20 protein-coding genes are annotated in these 25,783 nt (G+C 59.2%); 12 read left to right on the top strand and 8 right to left on the bottom strand.

Translation table 11 applies throughout. From position 1 onward, the window contains the following. Positions 1-168: 168 nt before the first annotated feature. Positions 169-1,203, top strand: a complete 1,035-nt coding sequence (locus BVH74_RS11085) for an AraC family transcriptional regulator (protein ID WP_080050130.1) — start codon at positions 169-171, stop codon at positions 1,201-1,203. Between the two features lie 93 nt (positions 1,204-1,296). Here the strand turns inward: BVH74_RS11085 and BVH74_RS11080 are convergent, their stop codons facing one another. The 4 genes from BVH74_RS11080 to BVH74_RS11065 all read right to left on the bottom strand — a co-directional run bounded on the left by BVH74_RS11080 (position 1,297) and on the right by BVH74_RS11065 (position 7,883). After that, complete coding sequence (locus BVH74_RS11080; protein ID WP_080051703.1) at positions 1,297-2,667, bottom strand: DUF1329 domain-containing protein; 1,371 nt, start codon at positions 2,665-2,667, stop codon at positions 1,297-1,299. A gap of 23 nt (positions 2,668-2,690) precedes the next feature. Further along, positions 2,691-4,511 carry a DUF1302 domain-containing protein gene (locus BVH74_RS11075; protein ID WP_080050129.1) on the bottom strand — a complete coding sequence of 607 codons (1,821 nt, stop codon included), beginning with the start codon at positions 4,509-4,511 and terminating at the stop codon, positions 2,691-2,693. A 162-nt stretch (positions 4,512-4,673) separates the two neighbouring features. Beyond that, positions 4,674-6,044 (bottom strand): DUF1329 domain-containing protein, encoded by a 1,371-nt coding sequence (locus tag BVH74_RS11070; protein ID WP_080050128.1) that lies wholly within the window; start codon positions 6,042-6,044, stop codon positions 4,674-4,676. A gap of 24 nt (positions 6,045-6,068) precedes the next feature. After that, positions 6,069-7,883, bottom strand: a complete 1,815-nt coding sequence (locus BVH74_RS11065) for a DUF1302 domain-containing protein (protein WP_080050127.1) — start codon at positions 7,881-7,883, stop codon at positions 6,069-6,071. A 497-nt stretch (positions 7,884-8,380) separates the two neighbouring features. On the opposite strand from BVH74_RS11065, the gene BVH74_RS11060 reads away from it, so the two are divergent. Then, positions 8,381-9,409 carry an AraC family transcriptional regulator gene (locus tag BVH74_RS11060; RefSeq protein WP_080050126.1) on the top strand — a complete coding sequence of 343 codons (1,029 nt, stop codon included), beginning with the start codon at positions 8,381-8,383 and terminating at the stop codon, positions 9,407-9,409. A gap of 117 nt (positions 9,410-9,526) precedes the next feature. Here BVH74_RS11060 and BVH74_RS11055 read toward each other — a convergent pair whose 3' ends face one another. Then, positions 9,527-10,375 carry a class I SAM-dependent methyltransferase gene (locus BVH74_RS11055; RefSeq protein ID WP_080050125.1) on the bottom strand — a complete coding sequence of 283 codons (849 nt, stop codon included), beginning with the start codon at positions 10,373-10,375 and terminating at the stop codon, positions 9,527-9,529. A 141-nt stretch (positions 10,376-10,516) separates the two neighbouring features. Between BVH74_RS11055 and arsS the strand changes: the two genes are divergently transcribed. From arsS to alkB, 10 genes are all read left to right on the top strand, one after another. After that, a complete protein-coding gene (arsS, locus tag BVH74_RS11050; RefSeq protein ID WP_080050124.1) occupies positions 10,517-11,470 on the top strand; it encodes an arsenosugar biosynthesis radical SAM (seleno)protein ArsS in 954 nt (317 codons plus the stop codon). After that, positions 11,467-13,608 (top strand): dihydrolipoyl dehydrogenase family protein, encoded by a 2,142-nt coding sequence (locus tag BVH74_RS11045; protein WP_080050123.1) that lies wholly within the window; start codon positions 11,467-11,469, stop codon positions 13,606-13,608. Before arsS ends, BVH74_RS11045 begins: the two co-directional genes overlap by 4 nt. Continuing rightward, positions 13,605-14,306 carry a TIGR04283 family arsenosugar biosynthesis glycosyltransferase gene (locus BVH74_RS11040; protein ID WP_177344525.1) on the top strand — a complete coding sequence of 234 codons (702 nt, stop codon included), beginning with the start codon at positions 13,605-13,607 and terminating at the stop codon, positions 14,304-14,306. The genes BVH74_RS11045 and BVH74_RS11040 overlap by 4 nt, the downstream gene beginning before the upstream one ends. A gap of 19 nt (positions 14,307-14,325) precedes the next feature. Further along, the gene (locus tag BVH74_RS11035; protein WP_080050121.1) at positions 14,326-14,928 is read left to right on the top strand and encodes a TIGR04282 family arsenosugar biosynthesis glycosyltransferase; all 603 of its coding nucleotides are present in this window, start codon (positions 14,326-14,328) and stop codon (positions 14,926-14,928) included. Positions 14,929-15,106: 178 nt separating this feature from the next. Then, on the top strand, positions 15,107-16,303 hold the full coding sequence (locus BVH74_RS11030; RefSeq protein ID WP_080050120.1) for an acyl-CoA dehydrogenase family protein: 1,197 nt from the start codon (positions 15,107-15,109) through the stop codon (positions 16,301-16,303). Between the two features lie 125 nt (positions 16,304-16,428). Further along, positions 16,429-17,193, top strand: a complete 765-nt coding sequence (locus BVH74_RS11025) for an SDR family NAD(P)-dependent oxidoreductase (protein ID WP_080050119.1) — start codon at positions 16,429-16,431, stop codon at positions 17,191-17,193. 165 nt (positions 17,194-17,358) lie between these two features. Further along, positions 17,359-18,408 carry a phosphotransferase gene (locus BVH74_RS11020; protein ID WP_080050118.1) on the top strand — a complete coding sequence of 350 codons (1,050 nt, stop codon included), beginning with the start codon at positions 17,359-17,361 and terminating at the stop codon, positions 18,406-18,408. 17 nt (positions 18,409-18,425) lie between these two features. Continuing rightward, complete coding sequence (gene surE / locus BVH74_RS11015; protein ID WP_080050117.1) at positions 18,426-19,265, top strand: 5'/3'-nucleotidase SurE; 840 nt, start codon at positions 18,426-18,428, stop codon at positions 19,263-19,265. Between the two features lie 20 nt (positions 19,266-19,285). Further along, on the top strand, positions 19,286-20,074 hold the full coding sequence (locus BVH74_RS11010) for an SDR family NAD(P)-dependent oxidoreductase (RefSeq protein ID WP_080050116.1): 789 nt from the start codon (positions 19,286-19,288) through the stop codon (positions 20,072-20,074). A gap of 311 nt (positions 20,075-20,385) precedes the next feature. After that, positions 20,386-21,036 carry a DNA oxidative demethylase AlkB gene (gene alkB / locus BVH74_RS11005; RefSeq protein ID WP_080050115.1) on the top strand — a complete coding sequence of 217 codons (651 nt, stop codon included), beginning with the start codon at positions 20,386-20,388 and terminating at the stop codon, positions 21,034-21,036. 123 nt (positions 21,037-21,159) lie between these two features. Here alkB and BVH74_RS11000 read toward each other — a convergent pair whose 3' ends face one another. The 3 genes from BVH74_RS11000 to BVH74_RS10990 form a co-directional block, all read right to left on the bottom strand. Beyond that, entirely contained in the window at positions 21,160-22,959 is a 1,800-nt protein-coding gene (locus BVH74_RS11000) for an acyl-CoA dehydrogenase (RefSeq protein ID WP_080050114.1), read from the bottom strand. 139 nt (positions 22,960-23,098) lie between these two features. Then, positions 23,099-24,283, bottom strand: a complete 1,185-nt coding sequence (locus BVH74_RS10995; protein WP_080050113.1) for an acetyl-CoA C-acyltransferase — start codon at positions 24,281-24,283, stop codon at positions 23,099-23,101. 51 nt (positions 24,284-24,334) lie between these two features. Next, positions 24,335-25,684: a spinster family MFS transporter gene (locus BVH74_RS10990; RefSeq protein ID WP_080050112.1), complete on the bottom strand. Its 1,350-nt coding sequence runs from the start codon at positions 25,682-25,684 to the stop codon at positions 24,335-24,337. Positions 25,685-25,783: the final 99 nt, after the last annotated feature.

The raw sequence follows: 25,783 nt of genomic DNA, 5'->3' as shown, positions 1-25,783 counted from the left end.
CGAATATTTTGTCCTACCAGGACATTCATGCGCTGAATAGGCATCATCCACAGCATGGAATAATCTGTTGCATCCTTTTGCATAATCATCTGGATTGCACTATCTTGGAGACCGTTAAGGCAGCAAGAGACTGCCGACCTCCACAATAAAAACAAGAGAGTCTCAGGCATGAATCAGGTTTTGCATCCCCTGCCCTGCCAACGGTTGCAGGAGCGGGCATTCTGGGCAAAAGCAATTAGCAAGACATTGGAGCAGTACGGTAAATCAGCGAAGGATTTGCCGGCAGACCTGCGCCATCATTGCTCGCCTGAAGATCACAGTCTGGCTCAGATCAGTCAGACCGACATGAATCGTTTATGGCATTCGGCAGCAGTGCTGTCCGGTGATGAGTGCTTTGGACTCAAGCTGGGCAAGACCTTCTGCTCAAATACCCTCAAGGTTCTGGGCCTGGCCGCTACCTCAAGCGAGACGATAGGCACCGGGATCCGCCGGATCATCAAGTACATTTCCGTTTTCAGCACCCAGGTACAGCTCTACTCAGTTGAAGACGATCAATATTTGACCATCTACTTCGAGCCCAAGGGCTCTCCGCACCCACTGCATCTGGAAGCACTGGTGGGACAATGCTCAAAGATCTGGAAAGCGTTGGATCAGGGCCCGTCTTCTCTGGTGCTGGAAACCCGGCTGGTCGGCGACCATGAAAAAACCCGCCAGCGGGTGGAGGATGCGCTTAACGGGCGAGTCCGGCTTGGAGCAAAACGCATTGCCGTGCGTCTGAACCAGCAACTGATGCGAGTGCCACTGGAAACGGCCGATGCGTTCCTGAGCAAGCGGCTGGATGCCTCACTGGAAGATATGCTGGGTGATCTGCCGAATGTCGACTTTGCCGAGCAGGTAAAACAGAGAATTCGGGTGCTGGTTGCCGAGCGCGAGATATCTGAAGAGCTGGTGGCCACGCCATTCAACATGAGCCCGCGGCACCTGCGGCGCAAGCTAAGTGAAACCCACACCACCTATGAGAAGCTGCTGGACGAAGTGCGCATGGAGCTGGCCATTCGCCTGATTCAGGATGGCAAGCTGAACCTGGGCCGCATTGCGTTTGAGCTGGGTTTTCTCGATCCCAGCAGTTTCACCCGCGCCTTCCGCCGCTGGACCGGTATGAGTCCGACAGCATTCAGGGATCAAGGGCTCAAGAAGGCCTGACAGCAACAGTACGAATAGCTTTATACAAAAAAGGGGGCGCCAGGCGCCCCCAAACCCAAACGATCGCAACCGCGATCATCCGCTCCCAGACAATTAGCGCACGCCGGATGCTCTGAGCGCCGCCGGGGTGAACTGGTTATAGGTCGGAACAAAGTCGAACTGCGGTGCAGACACTTCTTCGGTATACATACCCAGCGCGATGTAACGACCGGCCAGCAGGTCATACAGGGTTTCGATGGTGTAACCCGGCAGCTTGACCTTGTAGTTGAAGGCAATGTGCCCCTCACCAACACGCCACAGCGTGCCACGGCCATCGTAGTGGTCAGCCAGGGTGATCATCCAGGAGTCCTCATCCACGAAGAAGTTACGCTGAGCGTAGATGTGGCGCTGACCCTGCTTGACGTTGCCTTGCACTTCCCAGACCCGGTGCAGCTCGAAACGGGTGTGCTCCGGGTTTATGTGACCCGCCTTGAGCACATCGGCGTACTTCACGTCACGCTGGGCCATCTTGTAGCTGTTGTAGGGAATGTAGACTTCCTTCTTGCCCACCAGCGTCCAGTTGTAGCGATCCGGCGCACCGTTATACATGGAGAAGTTGTCGGAGGTGCGCATGCCGTCAGAGGCAGTACCCGGGCCATCATAGGCAACCTGCGGGGCGCGACGCACACGACGCTGACCAGCGTTGTATACCCAGGCCATGCGCGGCTCTTTCAACTGATCCAGGCTGTCGTGCACCAGCAGGACGTTACCGGCCAGACGCGCCGGGGCGTTCACCCGCTGTTTGAAGTAGAGCAAGGTATTGGGCACGCTGGCCTCATCGACATCCGGCATGTACTGCGGATAGCCAACCTCTTCCTCCATCTTGATCAGGGTGTAGGAGCCGTTGGTCTGCGGCATGGCTTGCATGTACCAACGTTTGACGTTCAGGCGATAGCGGGTGTTGTGATTCCAGATTACCTCGGCACCGGATTTGGGGATCGGGAAGGCAAATGAGCCGTGAGTGAAGTTCTCAATCCCGTCACCGTTGTTGACCAGCCGCGCCTGGCCGGCAGTAGCTCTGACCTGATCGTAGACTTCCTGCGGGTAACCCACGCTCCGGTGCGATTGGTAGACCGGCATGCGGAAGGTTTCCGGGTAGCGCTCAAACATGGCGATCTGGCCAGGGCTCAGATTGTCGCGATACTGCTGATAATTCTGGGCCGTGATCACGAATTGCGGCTGCTCGCCCGCGAACGGGTTGGTCTGGAAGTTATCGCCGACGGTCTGACCAGAATCCGGCCCCAAACCACCTGTCCATTCGGGAATGGTACCAGCGGCATTGCCGGCACGCTCAGCACCGACAGGTGTCAGGTTACTGCCCAGCTGGGCGATTTCCGCCGGGCTAACGCTTTGCGCCATGACACTGGTAGCCAACAGGCTCAAGACCAGTCCCCCGGCTGCCAGCAGGGTGTGTTGTTTGTGCATCGAATATTCTCCAGTGGCTGCCATCAGAAGCTCATTCCAAAGCTCAGGGCCATGAAGTCACGGTCCTTGAGGGTGTTGTACTTGCCGTCGAAGAATGAGGTGTAGCTGAGGCTGGCGTAATACTTGTTGGCGTAGTCGGCATTCAGGCCAAGGCTGGCCGATTTGGCATCCTCAATGAAGTTGGGGCCATAGCCTTTGACATCGTGGGACCAGGCCAGGCTTGGCGACAGGTTGATACCGGCAAACACGTTGCTGTAATCCAGCGCCGCGCGCACTCGGTAACCCCAAGAGCTACGAGTCACGTAGCCGTCACTTTCGCACCAGCGCTGGGCATTGTCGCCGGTATGCGCCAGACACAAGCCGCCCACCACCGGCGTGATCGGGCTTTGCCCGAACAGTGGGTCACGGCCATAACGGGTAGTGCCGTTCTTGCCGCTTTCCAGCGCGCCGATGTAGTTGTAACCAACCTCGCCTGCCAGGCTGAGGCGGCTGGCGCCCAAGACCCGGTCGATAAACTGGATCACCGAAACCTGCGCCTGCCAGAGTTCCTTGCGCCGGTAACCGGTAATCTCGTCCTCGGGCTGCAGCCCTACGTTCTGACCGTTATAAACCGGGCTGAACGAACCATAGTCAAAGCCCCCCAGGAAGGCGCCAGGCAAGGCTGTCAGACTCAGGTCGGAAGTATTGATCTGCAGGTTGTAATTGGGCCGATAGCTCAGCTCGCCCGCTACCGTAGCGCCGCCGATGCTGGTCTGGAAGCTGACACCATACAGACGGATGTCTTCCGGATACTCAAGGAAGTAACCGCCGGCACCTCGCGCACCATCAATGCCCGGCACACCCGGCAGCAGGGTCGCATAACCCTTGACCGTGGAGAACGCCGGCGCCCGACTATGGTAGTTCATGGCGTAGAAGCCGAACTCGGTATCATTCAGTTGCGGCACGAACCAGCGCAACGCCACCCCGAACTGGCCGTCATCACGCGCTTCCCGATCCTTGCGATAGCGCACGTTGTACATGGCCAGCCCGGCCGGCCCGCCATTGACCAGCGCCGGGTCACGGTGCGGCAGGTCCTGGACAATGGTCAAACGGTCATTACAGCCCTTGGCCAGGGTGTCGCTGGCGGAGAAGAAGGTGCCGCAGTTGTCCACTACACTGGGTGCCCACTTGAGCTGGTAGAACAGCTCGGCGGTCAGGTTCTGGGTCAGCCCCTGGGACAGGTAAATCATTTCAACCGGGATCAGACCTTCCTTGACCTCTGCGCCTGGCCGACGAAAGGCCGATACGTCGATCGGATTGATGCTATTGATCGAGTTACCGATAAACAGACTCTCGCCCCAACTCACTACCTGACGCCCGAGCCGGATATTGCCCGGGTTATTGCCAATGGAGTAGTTGTGGTAGAAGAAGGCGTCCATCAGCTCGATGCCGGAGCCTTTTTGCAGGCGGTCACGGCCACGGTCGCTGATATCGTAGAAGCGCTGGCTGCCGTCCTTGGTTTCAAAGTCGTACCAGTACTTGCCGCGCAGGAATGCCCCGGAGTTGGCATAACGCAGCTCCAGATCATGACTGCCCTTGAAAATCTTTGAAAAGGCATCGCCTTTCTTGAAGTTCAGCCGCCCGTCGTCCGTGGTCCGCGCTGATGCCCGGCCGCCGTTGTCGGGGTGAATGAAGTTTTTATCGGGATTCGACATTGCCCAGCTTGCGCCGATGGACAAATCGCTATCGAACTGGCCCTCCACCTCTCCCCAGGTGAAGCTGCCTGCCAATGCTGCTGGAGCAAAGGCCAGGGCGACCGCCAACGGGAGTGCGGCCAGCAACCGCGGATCACGTGTTCTTGTCATTGTTGTTGTCCTTGTGTGTGAAGATCACTGAACCCAGCTTACTGAGTCGGAAAGCAGCCTATTACAAAAAGGAATGAACGTTCATTTATTTTTTGATCAAAAAGAAAGGGAGTCATAGACTCCCTTTCTCAAGCTCACCCGAATGGGTGAGCGCTTGCCGATTTAGCGAACACCAGCGGCGCGCAGGGCGGCCGGGGTAAATTCGTTCATCGACGGGCTGGTGCCATACACAGGAGCCGAAGACTCCTCGTTGTACATGCCCAGAGCGATGTAACGGCCTGCCAACAGGTCGTACAGGGTCTCAGCGGCATAGCCCGGCAGTTGCTCGTTATAGGCATGGGCAACGTGCCCTTCACCTACACGCCACAGGGTGCCACGACCATCGTAGTGGTCGGCCAGGGTGATCAGCCAGGAGTCCTCATCTACGAAGAAGTTACGCTGAGCGTAGATGTGGCGCTGACCGTCCTTGACGTTACCCTGCACTTCCCAGACCCGGTGCAATTCGAAGCGGGTATGCTCCGGATTGATGTGACCGGCCTGCAGGATGTCCGAGTACTTCAGGTTCGGATCCAGCAGCTGGTAGCTGTTGTAGGGAATGTAGACTTCCTTCTTGCCCACCAGCGTCCAGTTGTAGCGATCCGGAGCACCGTTATACATGGAGAAGTTGTCGGAAGTACGCATGCCGTCCGAAGCGGTGCCCGGGCCGTCATAAGCTACCTGCGGGGCGCGGCGTACACGACGCTGACCAGCGTTGTATACCCAGGCCATGCGCGGCTCTTTCAACTGATCCAGGGTGTCGTGTACCAGCAATACGTTACCAGCCAGACGCGCCGGAGCGTTTACACGCTGTTTGAAGAACAACAGGGTGTTGGCGGCCTTGTCCAGATCCACGTCGGGCATGTATTGCGGGTAGGCGGCTTCTTCCTCGAACTTGATCAGGGTGTAGGAGCCATTGACCTGCGGCATCGCCTGAACATAGAAACGCTTGATGTTCTTGCGATAGCGGGTCATGTGGTTCCAGATCACCTCAGCACCGACCTTGGGAATCGGGAAGGCAAAAGTGCCATGGGTGAAGTTCTCGATGCCGTCGCCACCGTTGACCAGACGAGCCTGACCAGCGTTGGCCTTGACCTGATCGTAGATCGCCTGCGGGAAGCTGACGCTACGCTGGGTCTGATAGACCGGCATGCGGAAGGTTTCCGGGTAGCGCTCGAACATCGCTACCTGACCAGGGGTCAGGTTATCGCGATACTGCTGGTAGTTCTGGGCAGTGATCACGAATTGCGGCTGCTCACCCTTGTAGGGGTTTTCACGGAAGCCACGCTCCAGTTGAGCACCGGCGTTGACCGGCAGACCGCCAGTCCACTCCGGGATGGTGCCCGCAGCATTACCGGCACGCTCGGCGCCGATCGGGGTCAGAGTGGTACCCAGCGAATCGATTTCAGCCTGAGTGAGGCCTTGGGCCATGACGCTAGAGGCAATCATGCTCAGTGCCAGACCACCGGCACCAATTAGGGCTTTCTTGAGTTTCATTATTCTTGTCTCCAGAGTCCTGATTTAGAAACTTACGCCGAAGCTGATGGCGGCAAAGTCGCGATCAACCAGGGTGTTGTACTTGCCATCAAAGAAGTTGGTGTAGCTGATGCTGGCGTTGTACTTGTTGGCGTAATCGGCGTTCAGACCGATGCTGACCGACTTGGCGTTCTCGTTGAAGTTGGGGCTGTAACCCTCAACGTCGTGCGAGAAAGCAACGTTCGGGCTCAGGTTGATACCGGCGAACACGTTGCTGTAATCCAGGGAAGCGCGCATGCGGTAGCCCCAGGAGAAGTCGGTGAAATAGCCATTATCCTCACACCAGCTGGCGCCACGACCTACAGTTTCGGAGAAACAGTTACCGTTGGCATCCGGGCTTTGACCAAACAGAGAGTCGCGACCGTACTTGGTCACACCGAAACCGGTTTTCATGCCACTGATGTAGTTGGCACCGACTTCACCCACCAGCGACAGTCGGCTGGCGCCGAGTACGCGATCAATGAAGTGAACAGCACTCAGAGAGGCCTGCCAGAACTCCTTACGCTCATAACCCTGCAGATAGGTGCCAGGAGCAGCATTTTCATTACCACGCCAGCTCGGATCGCCAGGGGCGACAAGTTCAGCAATCGCTGCACGGCTCAAGTCACCAGTATTGATCTGGATCGGCATGTTCGGACGATAGCTCAGCTCACCAGCAACAGACATGCCGGCGATATCAGTACCAAAGCTAACGCCATACAGGCGAATATCTTCAGGATATTCAAAGAAGTAGCCACCTACACCTTGAGTACCATCGATACCCGGTACAGTCTGTTGTCCGGCAGCACCAACCCCACCCTTAATGTTTGAATACAGCGGGTTGCGGCTATGGTAGTTCATGGCATAGAAGCCGAACTCGGTGTTGTTCAGCGCAGGAACAAACCAGCGGAAGGCCACACCAAACTGGCCATCGTCACGGGCCTTGCGATCTTTGTATGCACGCACGATGTAACCAGGCTGCCCAAGCACAGCATTACCCAAAGCTGGGTGACCCGGCTCCAGGTCAGGAGTAGCGAAGATCAGACGATCATTACAGCCACGAGCGGCAACATCAGTGGTTGAGAAGAAGGTGCCGCAGTTGTCGGCAACAGTCTCATGCCACTTGAGCTGGTAGAAGGCCTCCATGCTGAGGTTTTCGGTCAAACCCTGCGACAAGTAGAGCATTTCGACCGGCAGCAGACCTTCCTTGATTTCCGCGCCTGGGCGACGGAAAGCGGATGCATCGATCGGGTTGATCGCATTGATACCGTTCTGGATGAACAGACCTTCACCCCAGCTCACTACCTGGCGGCCAACTCGGAAGTTACCCGGGTTATCGCCAATGAAGTAGTTATGGTAGAAGAAGGCATCCAGCAGTTGTACGCCTGACCCCTTCTGCAGCGGGTGACGACCGGAATCGCTGATATCGTAGAAACGCTGGCTGCCGTCTTTGGTTTCAAAATCGTACCAGTAGTTGCCACGGAAGAAGGCGCCCGAGTTGCCGTAGCGCAGCTCAAGGTCATGGGAGCCTTTGAAAATCTTGGAGAAAACGTCGCCTTTCTTGTAGTTCAGACGGCCGTCATCGGAAGTCCGCGCGGTAGCTTGACCCTGACCGAAGTCGGTGTTGGCCGGATTACCAAAATACAGGCGAGAGTCACGACCAGCAGTGGACACGCTGGCACCAACCGACAGTTGAGAGTCGAACTGCCCTTCCAGCTCACCGATGGTGAAGTTTGCTGCGTTTGCCGAACCGACAAAGCTGACCAGTCCAATAGCCAGGGGCAAGGCAGCTAGCTGCCAGGCTTGTTTTGTTTTTGTCATTGTGCTGCTCCGTTTGGGTAACTTGAACCTGTTGTATCATCCGATACCTTCAGGACCATGGCAGTCTGTCATGAGCAGCGCAATTCAGACTTGCCCTTGAAGGCCAATTTACTTGACCAAAACGGCCATTCACAAAGTGAATCAAAGACAAAAACGCCTAGTCCACTCATGACCATGGGTTCACTTTGCAACCCGGCGGACAGCCCGCCCCGCTCTTCCATGAATTAGCCTAACTCGCGTCAAAACGCTATTATTGGCCTGGGTAGCAGCTATGGCAGCAGAGAACGACGATCTCTCCTCAGCGCCCATGCACCCTTGGTCTTGGCGGAAATGCCATGATGCCAGTTACAAGCCCTATGGGGTATTCAGCGCCGTGTAACATTTCGCAATGCGGAATCCCATTTCAGGTAATTGACGCCCCCTGGCCGCATCGATAGTCTGCACAGCGAGACAAAGGTTTATTTTGTCACTCATAATTACAAGGACCGACACCCGCGATGCTCAATAACCAAAAGGCGTCCAAAACCGCAAGGATTCGTGAACGTGCCTTCTGGCTGCCAGTCATCGAACAGGCTCTGCATCACTACGAGCGGACCCTCAAACATTCCGGTATCGTCCAGAATCTGTTCAGTGACAGCCAGGAACGCAGCCCCTTCATCGAACAAGCCTCTTGCTCATTGGTCTGGTCCGAAGCTTCCAGACTGGCAGAAGATGACCTGCTCGGGCTGCGCATCAATCGCCTGTTCTGCCCTACCCCGCTTAATGCTCTGGCCCTGACAGCCCAGGCCAGCGGTAATATCGGCGCAGCAATCAACAACCTGACCCGCTTCTTTCCGATTGTCAGCACCCAGGTAAAGCTGGAGATGCGCCTGCTGGACGCTGAAACCGAAATTCGCCTTCAACCACAGGGCACGCCACATGCCCAGCATATTGAAGCCATTCTCGGCTACCTCGCTCGGCTACTGACCCAACTGGACCTGGATAACCAGGGGCTGGTGACTCGCGTCAATCTGATTCGTCCGGATAGCGAACTGGTTGCCTGTGCCCGCCTGCTGGATGGCCCGGAGGCTGTGAGTGCGGAACATTACAGCCTGGTCATCAGCCGCGACTTGCTCGACAAACCGCTGGCCAGTGCCGACCCTTTTTTGTTGCCGCGCCTGACCGAAGCGATGCAGGACCTGCTGGCCAATCTACCCAGCAGCGATCTGGTGGAGCAGGTAAAGCGCCGCATTCAGCTATTACTCGGCTCCGGCGATGTGTCGGCCGAACGGGTAGCCGTACCTATGAACATCAGCCCGCGCCATTTGCGGCGTAAACTGAGTCAGGAAGATACCTCCTACGAACAGTTGGTGGATGAGGTGCGTAAAGAGGCGGCGGTACGAATGATCAGCGAAGGCCAGCTATCGCTGACCAGCATTGCCTATGAACTAGGCTTTCTCGACCCCAGCAGTTTTACCCGGGCATTCCGGCGCTGGACCGACATGAGCCCCACTGCGTTCCGGCGTAAAGTTACGCAGAAGGATTAGGGCCTGGTAGGAGCGCTCTGCGAGCGCGAATGGGCCTTGCATCACCGGCAACCCTTCGCGGCCGCAGGCCGCTCCTACCCAATATGCCGCATGTGGCCTGGGGAGATTCGCGGGTGACTATTTGACGAACAACAAGGTCATACGGTCGCTTTCGCCGATAGCCAGGTAGTGCGCGCGATTCTCATTGCCCAGGCGCAGGGTGGGCGGCAGGGTCCAGACGCCCTCGGGGTGGTCGGTATTGTCCTGGGGATTCTGATTGATCGGGCTGCGTGATACCAGGGTAAAGCCGGCCTCCTCAGCCAGCTCAATCACCAGATCTTCGCTGACGTACCCGGTCTTGATCATGTCTTCAAGGCTGGTGCCGGGGCGTGCCCGATGTTCGACCACGCCCAGCATGCCGCCGGGCTTGAGCGCAGCATGAAACTTGGCGAAGACCGTACGGGTTTCATCCATGCCGGCCGCCAGCCAGTTATGCACATTGCGGAAGGTCAGCACCCGGTCGGCGCTTTCCGGCTCGGCAATCGGCCGCTGCGGGTCATAGTCGAGCACCGTCAGCTCGACCCGATCATACGCACGCGGTCGTCTGCTTAGTTTGTCTTCGAATTCGCTGCGCGAACGGCGGAAAAACTCCACCTCGCTTTCCGGGTCGAAATGCGCGGCAATCAGCTTGCCATCCTCACGCAAAAGCGGCGCCAGTATCTCGGTGTACCAGCCAGCCCCCGGCCAGATTTCAACCACAGTGTGATCAGGCTGGACGGCGAAGAAATTCAGCGTCTGCTCGGGATTACGGTGAGCATCACGCATGATATTGGTGATTGAGCGGTTGTTGCTGCCAACCGCCTGGCGCAGTGCTTCCTGGTGTTCCAGTGACAATTGAGGTGGCGCAACCGTCTCCTGCGCCGTTACCCACCCGGCCATCGCCAAAACGACGGCACCTGCCAGCATTTTCAGCATGTGCGTTTCCATGTTGATGAATTCCTTAACTACCCTAACAGTTGGATACATTAACGTCATTGAGGATTTTTAGCAGGGTGTAACATCAAGGTTTGCACTCACTCCAAGAAGCCAGCCCAGACTGACAAACATAGGACAAGGCTCGTGCGTAACATGCTTGCGTTATTAGACCAACTCAGCTTCCCTGCGATTCGACGCGGGCATCTGGAGATCCTGCAGGTCAATCTGACCTACCGCTGCAACCAGCGCTGCCTGCACTGCCATGTCAATGCCGGCCCTACCCGCACTGAAGCCATGAGTGACGAGTTGGTTGAAGTGTTATACGCCGTGATCGACCGCCATCCGGTAGCCACTCTGGACCTGACAGGCGGCGCCCCGGAAATGCATCCGCGCTTTCGTCAAATTGTCCAGCATGCCCGGGCACAGGGTCTGGAGGTGATCGACCGCTGCAACCTGACCATTCTCAGCGAGCCTGGCTATGAGGGTTTGTCGGAATTCCTGGCAGGCCAGGCAGTGCGCATTTCCGCCTCACTGCCGTGCTATTCCCGCGATAATGTCGACCGCCAGCGCGGCGATGGGGTGTTCGAACGTAGCATTCTGGGCCTTAAACAGCTTAACCGGCTTGGCTATGGTCAACCTGACACCGGGCTGGAGCTGAATCTGGTCTACAACCCGCTCGGTCCTTATTTGCCCCCACCGCAAGCCGCGCTGGAGGCCGATTACAAGCAACATCTGCGGGAAGACTTCGGCATTGTCTTCAACCATCTGCACACCATTACCAACCAGCCAATTGCCCGGTTTGGCAGCACGCTGGTCAGCAAGGGGCAGTTCAACGATTACATGCAACTGCTGCGCGACAATTTCAGCGCCACCAACCTGGCCAACCTCATGTGCCGCAACACCGTCAGCGTTGACTGGCAGGGCTATCTCTACGACTGCGATTTCAATCAGATGCTTGATCTGCCCATGCGTCTACTGGCTCGTGATCGCAGCCATCTGCGTGATCTGCTCACCGACACACTGGACAACAATCCGATCGTCACCCGCGACCACTGCTTCGCCTGTACCGCTGGACAGGGTTCCAGTTGTGGCGGTGCTCTGGCATGAAGATCGCAAGACTGCTGCTGGGCCTGTTGGTCATCACCCTGGTCATAGGGTTTTTCGCGTCGGATGCTGCTCAACTGTTAACGCTGGATAACCTCAAAACCTACCAGAGCGCGCTCCAGGGTGGCGTCAATGCCCATCCATGGCTGGCTGGCGGCCTGTTCTTCGCAATTTATGTGCTGGTTACCGCCCTATCCTTGCCCGGCGCGGCGCTGATGACCCTGATAGCCGGTGCGCTGTTCGGCCTGTGGTGGGGCACCCTGCTGGTGTCCTTTGCCTCGACCCTGGGCGCCACATTGGCCATGCTGATCAGCCGGTTTCTGCTACGCGACTGGGTCAAGGCCAGACTGAATCAGCGCTTGGAAGCCCTGGACCGTGGCATTGCCCAGGAAGGTGCCTTTTATCTGTTTGCCCTGCGCCTGGTACCGGCCTTTCCGTTCTTTCTGATCAATCTGGCGATGGGGCTTACCAAGCTGCCGGTACGGACCTACTGGTGGGTCAGCCAGGTGGGGATGCTGCCCGGAACAGTAGTCTATGTGAATGCTGGTCGAGAGCTGGGCCAGCTTGAGTCTCTGGCTGGCATTCTGTCTCCGGGCCTGATTGGTGCCTTTGTGCTGCTTGGGTTGTTCCCACTGCTGGCACGCCGCTCGCTCGCCCTGCTCAAGGCCCGTCGGGTATACCGTGGCTGGCCAAGACCCAGGCGTTTCGAGCGCAACCTGGTGGTTATCGGTGCCGGTAGCGCAGGACTGGTGAGCGCCTACATCGCCGCTGCGGTCAAGGCTGATGTCAGCCTGATCGAAAAACACGCCATGGGCGGCGACTGCCTGAATACCGGTTGCGTACCATCCAAGGCATTGATTCGTTCGGCCCGGTTGATCGCCGAAGTCAACAAGGCTCACCAGCTCGGTTTCAGCGCGGCAAGTGCCACGGTCGATTTCGCGGCAGTGATGGCGCGGGTGCAACGGGTCATAGGCCAGATCGAACCTCATGACTCGACTGAGCGTTACACCGATCTCGGCGTCGAAGTGATCAAAGGTTCAGCCCGTATCAGCTCACCTTGGACTGTCGAGGTCAACGGTCGCAGTATAAGCACCCGCAACATCATCATCGCTGCTGGGGCCAAGCCTTTGGTACCCGACCTGCCGGGCCTTGATGCAATGCCGATGGTTACCTCTGACTCGGTCTGGGAGTTACGCCAGCAGCCCAGGCGCCTGCTGGTTCTGGGCGGAGGTCCGATAGGTTGCGAACTGGCTCAGGCCTTCCAGCGTCTGGGCAGTCAAGTCACTCTGGTTGGCCGTAACCCGCGCCTGCTGCCTCGCGAAGATCCGGATGTCAGCGCGCTGGTAATCAGTAGCCTGCAGCAAGAAGGTGTGACCTTGCATCTGCATTGTCAGGCCGAGCGTTTCGAACACATGAACGGCCAGCCGACCCTGTTGGCCCGCTCACTGGATGACGACCAGGCCCTGCAGATTGCTTTTGACTGCGTCTTGGTAGCACTGGGACGCACGGCCAATACCGCAGGCTATGGTGCCGAAACGCTGAAACTGGCTCGTCGCGCCGACGGCACTCTGGAAACCAACGAGTATCTGGCCACCCGTTTTCCCAACATCTATGCAGTAGGCGATGTCACCGGCCCCTACCAGTTCACCCACGCTGCGGCACATCAGGCCTGGTATGCCGCAGTAAACGCCCTGTTCGGCAGTTTCAGGCGCTTCAAGGTCGATTACCGGGTGCTGCCACACTGTACCTTCACCGACCCGGAAGTGGCGCGGGTCGGGCTGTCCGAAACTGAAGCTCAGGCCCAAGGGATTGCCTGTGAAGTTACCCGCTACGGCCTTGATGACCTGGACCGGGCCATTGCCGACGAAGCGGCCGAGGGTTTCGTCAAAGTACTCACGGCACCGGGCAAGGACCGGATATTGGGGGTTACCATCATCGGTCAGCATGCTGGCGAGTTGCTCGCCGAGTTCGTGCTGGCGATGAAGCACAACATCGGCCTGAGCAAGATTCTCGGTACTGTCCACAGCTACCCGACACTGGCTGAGGCCAACAAATACGTTGCAGGCCAGTGGAAGAGAAACCACGCACCACAAAGGCTACTGGCCTGCTTGACACACTATCACGCCTGGAGGCGTCGGTGAGGCTGTCGGTTATCCTGCCCGTGCGCGACGAGGCCGCAGGCATCGTGCAAGCCCTGCTGCCCCTGCAGGAGCTGCGCGGCGAACTGGAAATCATCGTCGTCGATGGCAACAGCAATGATGCCACCCGGGTGCTGGCAGAACCGCTGGCCGATCAGGTTATCGTCACCGAGACGGGACGTGCACGACAGATGAATGCCGGGGCATTGCTGGCCAGAGGCGAGTGGCTGCTGTTTCTGCATGCCGATACCCGATTGCCAGAAGGTTTTATGCAATTGCTGCCATTGGATGCTGAAGCGAACACGACCAACCACACCTGGGGCAGGTTCGATGTGCGCCTGCAGCCCTCGTCACCGCTACTGCGTCTGGTCGCCTGGATGATGAACCGACGCTCGCGCCTGACCGGCGTGTGTACCGGCGACCAGGCGATTTTTGTGCACCGCACCCTGTTTGAGCAATTGGGCGGCTACGCCGAGATTCCGCTGATGGAGGATATTGAGCTGAGCAAACGTCTGCGCCGCCGCAGCCCGCCCCTGTGTATCAGCACACCACTGACAACATCCAGCCGACGCTGGCAACAACACGGCACGCTGCCCACCATACTGCTGATGTGGCGGTTGCGACTGCTGTACTGGCTGGGAGTGGCGCCTGAAAGGTTGGCACAACTGTATCGGCAACCGTCCAGGCACAACGACCTATAGCTTGCCAGGAACCAGAACCATGCCCCGCCCCTCGGATACACCGCCCCTGCCGCTGCTGATCTTCGCCAAGGCGCCGGTACCCGGTCAGGTCAAGACCCGGCTGATACCCGCGCTCGGAGCCAAGGGCGCTTGCGCGCTATACCGTCGCCTGCTGGTGCTCACGCTTGAGCAAACCCGCGACTGGCCTGGCCCACGCGTTCTGTATTGCGCGCCAGACACTGATGATCCGCTGTTCGCGGCACTGGCACGTGAGCAGCATCTGCAACTTCGCCCCCAAGCTACCGGGGATCTGGGTCAGCGCATGGCTCAAGCTTTCAGTGAACACCCCCAAGGCGCCCTGTTGGTTGGCAGCGACTGCCCAGTGCTGACCAATGCCCATCTATTGGCCGCAGCCGAGGCTCTGCAAACTCATGATTGCGTCATCCTGCCCAGTGACGACGGCGGCTATGTGCTGATCGGCCAGCGTCAACCACACCCAGCGCCCTTTCGAGACATGAGCTGGAGTCACGCTCAGGTTCTGGCTGACACCCGCCAGCGCCTGCAAGAGGCCAACCTGAGCCTGTGGCTCGGGCCTACATTGTGGGATCTTGACGACCCCGAGGATCTGGCACGCTGGCGTTGAGCGCAGGCGCGAATCTCGCTGACGCCTATAGTAGTACCTCACTACCATTACATTTGCTTATGAGCATGCATTCCACCGCCGGGACTTGGTTCTCCGCCCCGGAGGATGACTGTATGGTCAGCTCATCGGTCAGCCCCGGCTGGCCGCCCGGCTCAACCAACTCCAGCAAGGAACCACCATGTTCGAACTCAGCCCCCGCGTGCAGGAACTCAAGGACCAGCTCAACGCCTTTATGGATGAGCACATTTACCCTAACGAAGCTCTGTTCTACGAGCAGGTCAAACTGAACAAGTGGGGCCACCCGCCGATCCTTGAAGAACTGAAAAAGAAAGCCCGCAGCCAGGGTTTGTGGAACCTGTTCCTGCCGCACTCCGAGCGTGGCGCCGGACTGAATAATGAAGAATACGCCCACCTGTGTGAAATCATGGGTCGCGTGTCCTTCGCCGGTGAAGTCTTCAACTGCAGCGCGCCGGACACCGGCAACATGGAAACCATCGAGCGCTACGGTAACGAGGCGCAGAAAGAACAGTGGCTCAAGCCTCTGCTGGCTGGTGAAATCCGTTCCTGCTTCTCCATGACCGAACCCGATGTCGCCTCCTCCGACGCCACCAATATCCAGTGCGAAATTCGCCGTGAAGGCGACGAGTATGTGATCAACGGCACCAAGTGGTGGTCCTCCGGCGCTCTGAATGAACACTGCAAGATCGCCATCGTCATGGGCAAGACCGACCCGAACGCGCCCAAGCACCTGCAACAGAGCATGATTCTGGTGCCGCTCGACAGCCCCGGCGTGACCATTGTGCGTGACCTGCATGTATTCGGTTACGACCATGCGCCACACGGCCATGCCGAAATCATTTACGACAACGTCCGCGTTCCGGCTTCCAACATGCTGCTCGGCGAAGGCCGCGGCTTTGAGATTGCCCAGGGTCGCCTCGGGCCAGGCCGTATTCACCACTGCATGCGCAGCATCGGTATTGCCGAGCGCGCACTGGAAGCCATGTGCCGCCGCGCCGCCGAGCGCGTCGCTTTCGGCAAGCCGCTGTACAAGCACGGCAGCACCGCCGAAGCCATCGCCAAATCACGTTGCGAAATCGACCAGGCCCGCCTGCTGACCCTGCACGCTGCTCGCAGCATGGACCTGTACGGCAACAAGGTCGCCCGCCAGCAGATCGCCATGATCAAAGCCGTCGCACCGACTATGGCCTGCAACGTGATTGACCGTGCCATTCAGGTACACGGCGCCAAGGGCGTTTGCCAGGACAGCTTCCTCGCCTCCGCCTACGCCAAGGCCCGTACCCTGCGCCTGGCCGACGGCCCGGACGAAGTACACCTGGGCACCATCGCCAAGCTGGAAATGGGGCAGTATCTGTAAAACAACTGGATCGCCACGGGCCTACGGCCCTCGCGATGACGGTGGTGTGGTGGAGTCGACAAGGCCCATCCACCCCCTCGTCATTGCGAGTCGCGCAGCGACGTGGCAATCCATAGGAGAGCAGCATGAGTAAACTGTTTGACCTGACCGGCAAGGTCGCCATCATCACCGGCTCGACCAAGGGCATTGGCAAGGCGATTGCCGAGGAATATGCCAAGGCCGGCGCCAAAGTAGTCATTTCCAGCCGCAAGGCCGATGCCTGTGAACAGGTCGCCGGCGAGCTTCAGGCTCAGGGTTTCGACGCCCTGCCGGTGGCCTGTCATGTCGGCGACAAGGCGCAGTTGCAGAACCTGGTCGACAAGACCCTGCAAGCCTTCGGCAAAATCGACATCCTGGTCTGCAACGCCGCGACCAACCCGGTCTATGGCCCGACCCACCAAGTCAGCGACGAGGCCTTTGACAAGATCATGGGCACCAACGTCAAGGGTACTTTCTGGCTGTGCAATATGGTCATCCCGCACATGGTCGAACAAGGCGGCGGTTCCATCGTATTGCTGTCGAGCATCGCCGGCCTGCGGGCCAGTGCCAATATCGGTGTGTATGGCATGTCCAAGGCCGCTGAAGCCGGGCTGGCGCGCAACCTGTCGCTGGAATGGGGTCCCAAGGGTATTCGGGTCAACAGCATTGCGCCCGGCCTGATCCGAACCGACTTCGCCCAGGCGCTGCTGGAAGATCCCGACCGGTTGCGCAAGGTCGAGGAAAAGCTGCCGCTGCGCCGGGTTGGCGAACCGGTTGATATCGCCGGGGTGGCATTGTTTCTGGCCTCGGCGGCTGGTGCTTACGTCACCGGCCAGACCATTGTCGCCGATGGTGGTGATACCATCGCCTGAGGGACATCTGAACCCCCGTCATTGCGAGGAGCAGGGGCGGCCATCCGCCAACGTGACAATCCACAGTCCCACGCATGGATTGCCACGGGCCTGCAGCCCTCGCAATGACACAGAAAGCATACCCAGAGATTCCCTAACAACCTCCAAGAAAATGGGACCTTCTACATGAGCGAAGCCACCCTGATCGACGTACTGCCCGCCCATCGCTTCGATGAAGCCAAGCTGGCTGCTTACCTCAAGGGCCGTCTGCCCGACGTGGAAAAAGGCATCGGTATCAAGCAGTTCCAGGGTGGCCAGTCCAACCCGACCTTCCAGTTGCAGATTGGTGAGAAGCGCTACGTGCTGCGCAAGAAGCCGCCGGGCAAGCTGCTGCCCTCGGCACACATGGTCGAGCGCGAATATCAGGTGATCAACGCTCTGGGTGAAACTGGCGTCCCGGTACCCAAGGCCCGACTGCTGTGCGAAGACCCCGAGGTGATCGGCACCAATTTCTACATCATGGATCACGTCGAGGGTCGGGTGTATTCGCACCCGTTGCTGGAGAAAGTCGCCATTGAGCAACGGCTGCCAATCCACCGCTCGATGATCGAGACTATGGCCAAGCTGCACAATGTCGACTGGCGCGCGGTGGGCCTTGAAGGCTACGGCAAGCCCGAAGGCTACGTGGCGCGCCAGATCAAACGTTGGGGCGGTCAGTTCGAAGCCAGCCGTACTGGCGACATGCCGTCGATGGATGCACTGATGGCCTGGCTGCCCGAGCATGCACCCAAGGATGACTTCACCACCATCGCCCATGGCGACTTCCGCATCGGCAACCTGATTCTGCATCCGAGCGAACCGCAGGTGGTGGCGATTCTCGACTGGGAGCTGGCAACCCTCGGGCATCCGCTGTCTGATCTGGCCTATTGTTGCCTGCCCTATCACCAGTCGGCGGCGCTTGAAGGCATGCGCGGGCTCAAGGGTCTGGATCTCAAAGCCCACAATGTGCCCGAGGAACAGCAGGTTCTGGACTGGTACTGCGAGTTCACTGGCCGCAGCAGCGTGCCGGACTGGAACTTCTTTCTGGCCTTCTCGCTGTTTCGTTTGGCAGCTATTGTCCAGGGTGTCTATCACCGCGCCCTGCAAGGCAATGCCAGCAACGCCGATGCACTGGAAGTCGGCAAGCGCGCCAGTCTGCTGGCTGATATCGGCTGGGAAATCGCCCAGAAGGGCTGAACACTGTTGAGGGTTGTATGAGTAAACCAATCAAGCGAGTACTGCTGACCAATGACGACGGTTGGCGTGAACCCGGCCTCAAGGTGCTGGAAGATATCGCTCATGAAATCGCCGAGGAAGTCTGGATCGTTTCACCGGACCTCGACCAGAGTGGTGTCTCCATGTCGATCTCGCTACACCAACCACTGCGCGTGCATCACTTTGGCGAACGGCGCTTCAGTGTCAGCGGCACTCCCAGCGACTGCGTGATGCTCGGGGTCAGCGAGCTAATGCCAGAACCACCGGATCTGGTGCTATCCGGCGTCAACAACGGCGCCAACATCAGTGACTCGGTGGCCTATTCCGGCACGATCGGCGGCGCCCTGACTGCCACCCTGCTGAACATCCCTGCCATTGCCCTGTCGCAGGCCTACCATAAAGGCAGTGACACCCACTGGGAAACCGCCCGCCAGTATGGCCCCGGCGTGGTCAGGCAATTGCTCGAAAGCGGCTGGCCGACCGACTGCGCTATGAACATCAACTTCCCGGCCCGCGCCCCGGCTGAGGTCACCGGCGTAGCCATCTGCCGCGCCCGCGCCGGCAGCATTGGCGGCATCAATATCGAAAGCCGCCGCGATACCCGCGATGTGCCCTACTTTTGGCTCGGTTTCCAGCGCCAGACTGAACGTATCATCGGCCTGGATACCGACGTCGGCGCCCTGCGCGCCGGGCGCATCAGCATTTCGCCGCTGCGTTTTGAACGCGATATCGCCAGTTGGCAGATCGACAGCGATGCTCTGGCGCGCAGGCTCGGTATTGAGCCGCGTGACGACGATACCGCTGCCGTCCCTGCCGACGACCCGAGCATTGACCACTGACCCCTTTCAAGGAGCGCCACATGCAACGTTTCGAAAACCGAATTGCCCTGATTACCGGTGCCGGCAGTGGCATTGGCCGCGCCACCGCCAAACGCCTGGCCGCCGAAGGCGCCCGGCTGATGCTGGTGGATCGCAACGAAGAAGGCCTGCAGCAGACTGTAGAGCAACTGCCGGCCGGCACCGAAGTGTTGCAGCGCGCTCTGGACGTAGCCGATGAAGCGGCCGTCGAGCAGTGCGTCGCTGACACCATCACCCACTTTGGCCGTCTGGATGTACTGTGCAACAACGCCGGCATCGCCGGTGGTGACTACAGTACCGCCCAGGATCAGAGCCTGGAAACCTGGCAAAAGATCATCAGCGTCAACCTCTACGGCGTGATGCTGTTCACCAAGTACGCCTCACGGCAGATGGAAAAGCAGGGCCAGGGCGCCATCGTCAACACCGCCTCAGTGGCCGGGATTCGCTCCGGTGCCGGCGGCAACGCCTACAGCGCCTCCAAAGCCGGGGTGATCAACTTCACCATGACCAGCGCCTGTGATCTGGGTGCACACAATATCCGCGTCAACGCCGTGTGTCCGGGCCTGATCGAAACCGGCATGACTGCCCCGGTGTTCGACTATGCCCGCGCCAACAACAAGGAAGCCAAGCTGGGTGCGCGCTGCGAGCTGCGCCGCTATGGTCGCCCGGAGGAAATCGCCGCGACCATCGCCTTCCTCGCCAGCGACGATGCCAGCTACATCACCGGCCAGGCCCTGGCGGTAGACGGTGGCAACACCGCCTCGCTGAACCTGCCGGGGATGAAGGTCTAACCTTCGCCACCCTCCTGGGAGGCGGGAGCATCGGCTCCCGCTGCAAGCCCGCTGCATCCCCGCCCTGGAGCAGATGCTCCAGGCTCCCAGGAAACCCCCATCCCAAGCTCGCGGCATGCCCCCCCTGGGAGGCGGGAGCATCTCGGGCCGCGTTCGGACTCCCGCTGCAAGCCCGCTGTATCCCCATCCTGGAGCAGATGCTCCAGGCTCCCAGGAAACACTGTCCAGGTCGTTGTCGGAGTCTCAGGGCATGGCCGAGCCATGCCCGTCAGTGCTAGCCTAACCTCTCTGCCCTCGACGTCTGAATACTCATGCAAGGCTCACTGGACTTTCCGCCCAACACCGAAGAGCGCCACTGCCTGGCTGATGGTGCCTGGCTGCTCAAAGGTTTCGCCCTTGTCCAGGCAGAGGATCTGCTTGCAACCATCGCCGAGATCAGCGCGCAAGCGCCCTTCCGTCACCTGCTGACACCCGGCGGGCAACGCATGTCGGCGGCTATGAGCAATTGCGGGCGATATGGCTGGACCAGCGATCGTCTGGGCTATCGCTATAGTGAAACAGACCCACTCAGCGGCGCTCGCTGGCCAGCCATGCCCGAGTCTTTCCGCGCACTGGCAGTCAACGCCGCAGCGAGCTGTGGCTATCCGGACTTTGAACCCGAGGCCTGCCTGATCAACCGCTATGTCACCGGCGCACGCATGGCGCTGCATCAGGACCGAGATGAGGCGGATTTTTCCGCGCCGATTGTATCGGTGTCGCTTGGCGCGCCTATCCGCTTTTTGTTTGGCGGCCCGCAGCGTGGCAACAAGCCGGCAAGCTGGCTGCTGGAGCATGGTGATGTGGTGGTCTGGGGTGGCCCGAGCCGGCTGTTCTTTCACGGCGTCGCGCCGCTGGGCCAACGCGCAGCGCACCCGTTGACCGGGGCGCTGCGGTATAACCTGACGTTCAGGAAGGTGGGGTAAGGCGTAGGCGCTGCTGCAAGCCCTTGAGGCTTCCCCCCCGGGAGGCGGGAGCATCCGCTCCCGCTGCAAGCCCGCTGCATCCCCATCCTGGAGCAGATGCTCCAGGCTCCCAGGGAAAGCAGCCTAGAAACACTCCACCGGCATATCAAGCGTGGTGCGGTCGGCGTCGCGCAGGACGTTGGCCAGGGCCAGCGGCTTGGGCAACTCGTAGCGCAGGAAGTAGTCGCAGGCGTGCAGTTTGCCCTGATAGAAGGCCTTGGGCCGCTCACCACCGCTCTGCAACGATGCCAGTGCGGTCTGTGCCTGGCGCAGCCACAACCAGCCGACCACTACATGACCAAAGCACTCCAGGTACAGGTAGGCATTGGCCAGGGCCCGTTCCGGATCGCTCTTGCGCAGGGCTTGCAGGGCGGTGGTGACCTCTTCCAGGGTGGCCAGGGCATTGCCGAGCAACTGGGCGCCGTCCTTGAGCTCTGCCAGCGCCTGACACTCACTCAGGGTGGTACGGATACGGCCCAGCAGCGCCTGGTAGTACTTGCCGTCGGCCATTGCCACCTTGCGCCCAAGCAGATCCTGACCCTGAATACCGTGAGTACCTTCGTGGATCGGGTTGAGGCGGTTGTCGCGGTAGAACTGTTCGACCGGGTATTCCCGGGTATAGCCGTAGCCGCCATGCACCTGGATCGCCAGGCTATTGGCTTCCAGGCAGAACTGTGAGGGCCAGGACTTGACGATCGGGGTCAGCAGGTCATTCAGGCCAGCCGCCTCTTCACGCGCCAGCGGGTCTTCGGCGTGCTTTTTCTCATCGATCAGGGTTGCAGTGAACAGGCACAGTGCCAGACCACCTTCAACGAAAGCCTTCTGCGCCAGCAGCATACGCCGTACATCGGCATGCTCGATGATCGGGATCATCGGGCTTTGCGGATCACGCTCCTTGAGCGGCCGCCCCTGATTGCGCTCACGGGCGTATTCCAGCGCATGCAGGTAGCCGGTGTAGCCGAGCATTACCGAGCCCAGACCAACGCCGATGCGCGCCTCGTTCATCATGTGGAACATCTGCGCCAGGCCCTGATGCGGTTCACCAACCAGATAACCAACCGCCCCGCCCTTCTCGCCGAAGTTGAGCATGGTCGAGGTGGTGCCGCGATAACCCATCTTGTGGATCAGGCCGGCCAGTTGTACATCGTTGCGCTCACCCAGCGAGCCGTCTTCATTGACCAGATACTTGGGCACGATAAACAGTGAAATGCCCTTTACCCCGGGCGGCGCGTCGGGCAGCTTGGCCAACACCAGATGCACGATGTTTTCGCTCAGTTCGTGGTCACCGGCAGAAATGAAGATCTTGTTGCCGCTGATCCGATAACTGCCGTCCTCTGCCGGTACCGCACGGCTCTTGATGTCTGCCAGCGAAGAGCCGGCATGCGGTTCGGTCAGGCACATGGTGCCGAAGAAACGCCCGGCCATCATCGGCTCGGCGAAGCGCTTTTTATATTCTTCGCTGCCGTGAGCCATGATCAGGTTGCTGGCGGCGATGGTCAGGCCGGCGTAGGCCTGGGTGCTGACGTTGGCGCCCTTGATAATGCCGATGCAGGTCTGGGCGATCACCGATGGCAACTGCATGCCACCACGCTCGTAATCCTGCGAGGCGGCCATCAGACCGGTGTCACGCAGCACGTCCAGCGCAGCTGACACTTCTGGACGAATTACCACCTTGCCATTTTCGAAGGTTGGTTCGTTGGCATCGCACAGGGCGTTATGCGGGGCGAAGGTTTCCGCACCAACCTTGAGTGCCAGCTCAATAGCGGCATCGAAAGTATCGCGGCTATGGTCGGCATAACGCGGGAATTGGACAAAACGTTCGACATCCAGCAGCTCATAGAGCAGAAACGCCAGATCATCGGTAGATACGATTTTTTGTGACATGACACGGACTCCTGCGGGTAATGCAGGGACCCGCATTGAAACAGGGATGGATCAAATACCAGCCCCGCAGCAAGCTGCGGGGCTGGGCAGAGAAAACTCGGCGCGGCTGCCACTCACTGGCAACCGCACCGCTGCCGGGTCAGACGATCTCGAACAGACCGGCTGCACCCTGGCCGCCGCCGATGCACATGGTCACGACCACGTACTTGACGCCACGACGCTTGCCTTCGATCAGCGCATGGCCGGTCAGGCGCGAGCCGGTTACACCGTAGGGGTGACCAATGGCGATCGAACCACCGTTGACGTTGAGGTTTTCAGCCGGGATACCCAGCTTGTCGCGGCAGTAAACGACCTGAGAGGCGAAGGCTTCGTTCAGTTCCCACAGACCGATATCGTCCATCTTCAGACCGTTGCGCTCGAGCAGACGCGGAATAGCGAAGACCGGGCCGATACCCATCTCGTCGGGCTCGCAACCAGCCACGGCAAAGCCACGGAAGATACCCATGGGTTCGATGTTCAGCTGTTCGGCAACCTTGCTGTTCATCACGGTACAGACGGAGGCACCGTCGGACAGCTGGCTGGCGTTGCCGGCGGTGATGAACTGATCCGGACCACGAACCGGTTGCAGCGAGGCCAGGCCTTCCAGGGTGGTGGACGGACGGTTGCACTCGTCGCGATCCAGTACCACTTCCTTGTCGGAAATCTCGCCGGTTTCCTTGTTCTGAACCTTCATGGTGACCTTGTACGGCACGATCTCATCGGCGAACTTGCCGCTTTCCTGGCCGGCGGCTACGCGCTGCTGGCTGAGCAGCGAGTACTCATCCTGCGATTCACGGCTGACGTTGTAGCGCTTGGCGACGATATCGGCAGTTTCGATCATCGACAGGTACAGCTCAGGCTTGTTCTTCATGATCCACTCATTGGTGCCGTGGAACATGTTGAGCTTGTCGTTCTGACACAGGCTGATCGACTCGACACCACCGGCGACGATGGCCGGGATTTTCTCGCTGACCACGCGCTGGGCGGCGATGGCGATCGACTGCAGACCGGAGCTGCAGAAACGGTTCAGCGACATGCCGGCAGTGGTAACCGGCAGACCGCCACGGATGGCGGCCAGACGCGCCATGTTCTTGCCCTGGGCACCTTCGTGGAAGGTAGCACCCAGAATCACGTCCTCAACCAGGGCCGGATCGATACCGGCACGCTTGACCGCCTCGGCGATGACGAAACCAGCCATGTCGACACTGTGGGTGTTGTTCAGTGCGCCGCGGTAGGACTTGCCCAGGCCGGTACGGGCCGTGGATACGATAACTGCATCAGTCATGGTTCTGCTCCTGTTTCCAATTAGCTACGCCTGCAGGCGAAACGGTTTCGGTTAAACGGCTGGGGCCGTCTTTTGTTCTTGTCGGTCTCCCCAGGCTGCCAGGGTTTCACGGGCTTCCAGATACGGCTTGAGCCCTTTCCACAACAACACAATGGAGCCGAGGGTAATGATGCTGGCGACCCAGAAGATCGAGTAACGCACAGCATAGTCATCCTGGAACACGTAATCGGTTACCAGGGCCACGGCGGTCGGCCCGATACCCAGGCCGATCAGCGTGACTACAAACAGATAGATAGCGGAAGCCTGGCCACGCATGGAGTTGGGCATGACTTCCTGGATCGCCGCTGGCGCCACGCCGAAGGGCATGGCCACGGTGAACACGTTGAAGAACATGATCACCCACAGCAGCGTCATGTTGTCGACCAGATACACCACGTTGCACAACAAAGTCAGAATAGCCGCCAGCAGGCCAACCCGCATGTTGGAATCCTTCATACCCTTGCGTGCCAGGGCATCAGCGAGGCGACCACCGAACACGATACCCAGCGAGCCGGCGACCATCACCAGACTGCCATAATAGATACCCACCTCACCCGGGGTAAGGCCGTGATTGCGGATAAAAAAGGTCGGGATCCAGGCCGAGGCGCCATAAGAGGCAAACGACAGGCAGGCAAAACCGAAGTTGTGGCAAATAACCGCTTTGCGAATGCTCAACAGATAGGCACCAACATCTTTGAGCGGCACAGCCACGCCGGCGCCCACGCCCTTGCGGGTCGGTTCCTTGATCGCCAGCAGCACCAGACAGAACATGATCCCGGCGGCACCCAGCACCAGGAAGATCAATTGCCACGGACGCACCATCCCGAGCAGCGGCAGCATCACATCACCACGGGCGTTGGCCCAGGTAACCACAATGCCGCCAAGCAGGAAGGCCATCCCGGCGCCCAGGTAAATGCCCATGGAATAGACGCTGATCGCCGTGGCGCGCTTCTCCGGCGGGAAGCTGTCAGCCATCAGCGAATAGGCTGCCGGCGACAGCGCCGCTTCACCAGCACCAACGCCGATGCGGAAAATCACGAAGTGCCAGTACTGCTTGGCCATACCGCAGGCGGCGGTCATCAGGCTCCAGAAAAACACCCCGCAGGCAATCAGACCGCGACGGCTGCGGCTGTCAGCCACCCGGCCCAGCGGAATCCCGGCAATGGTGTAGAAAATGGCGAAGGACAAGCCCATTAGCAGGCTCATCTGGGTATCGCTGATGCCCAGGTCGGCCCGGATTGGCCCTACCAGCAAGTTGAGAATCTGCCGGTCGATGAACGACAGAACATAGGCCAGCAGCAAAATGGAAACCGTCAACCAGGCGCGCTTGGTCGTGGGATACAGACTGTTGTTGTTGGTCACGGCGTACTCCGTTCAAGCTGGTTGAATACCAGTCGACGGAGAGTATCAGGTTCGCACAGCGAAAGTCGATTCCGAAAAAGCACCATTAATGATCAACAT

It is taken from the genome of Halopseudomonas phragmitis (genome assembly GCF_002056295.1).
GTDB lineage: Bacteria > Pseudomonadota > Gammaproteobacteria > Pseudomonadales > Pseudomonadaceae > Halopseudomonas > Halopseudomonas phragmitis.
Note: the sequence above shows the minus strand (reverse complement) of the source record. Positions and strands in the feature narration are given on the sequence as shown.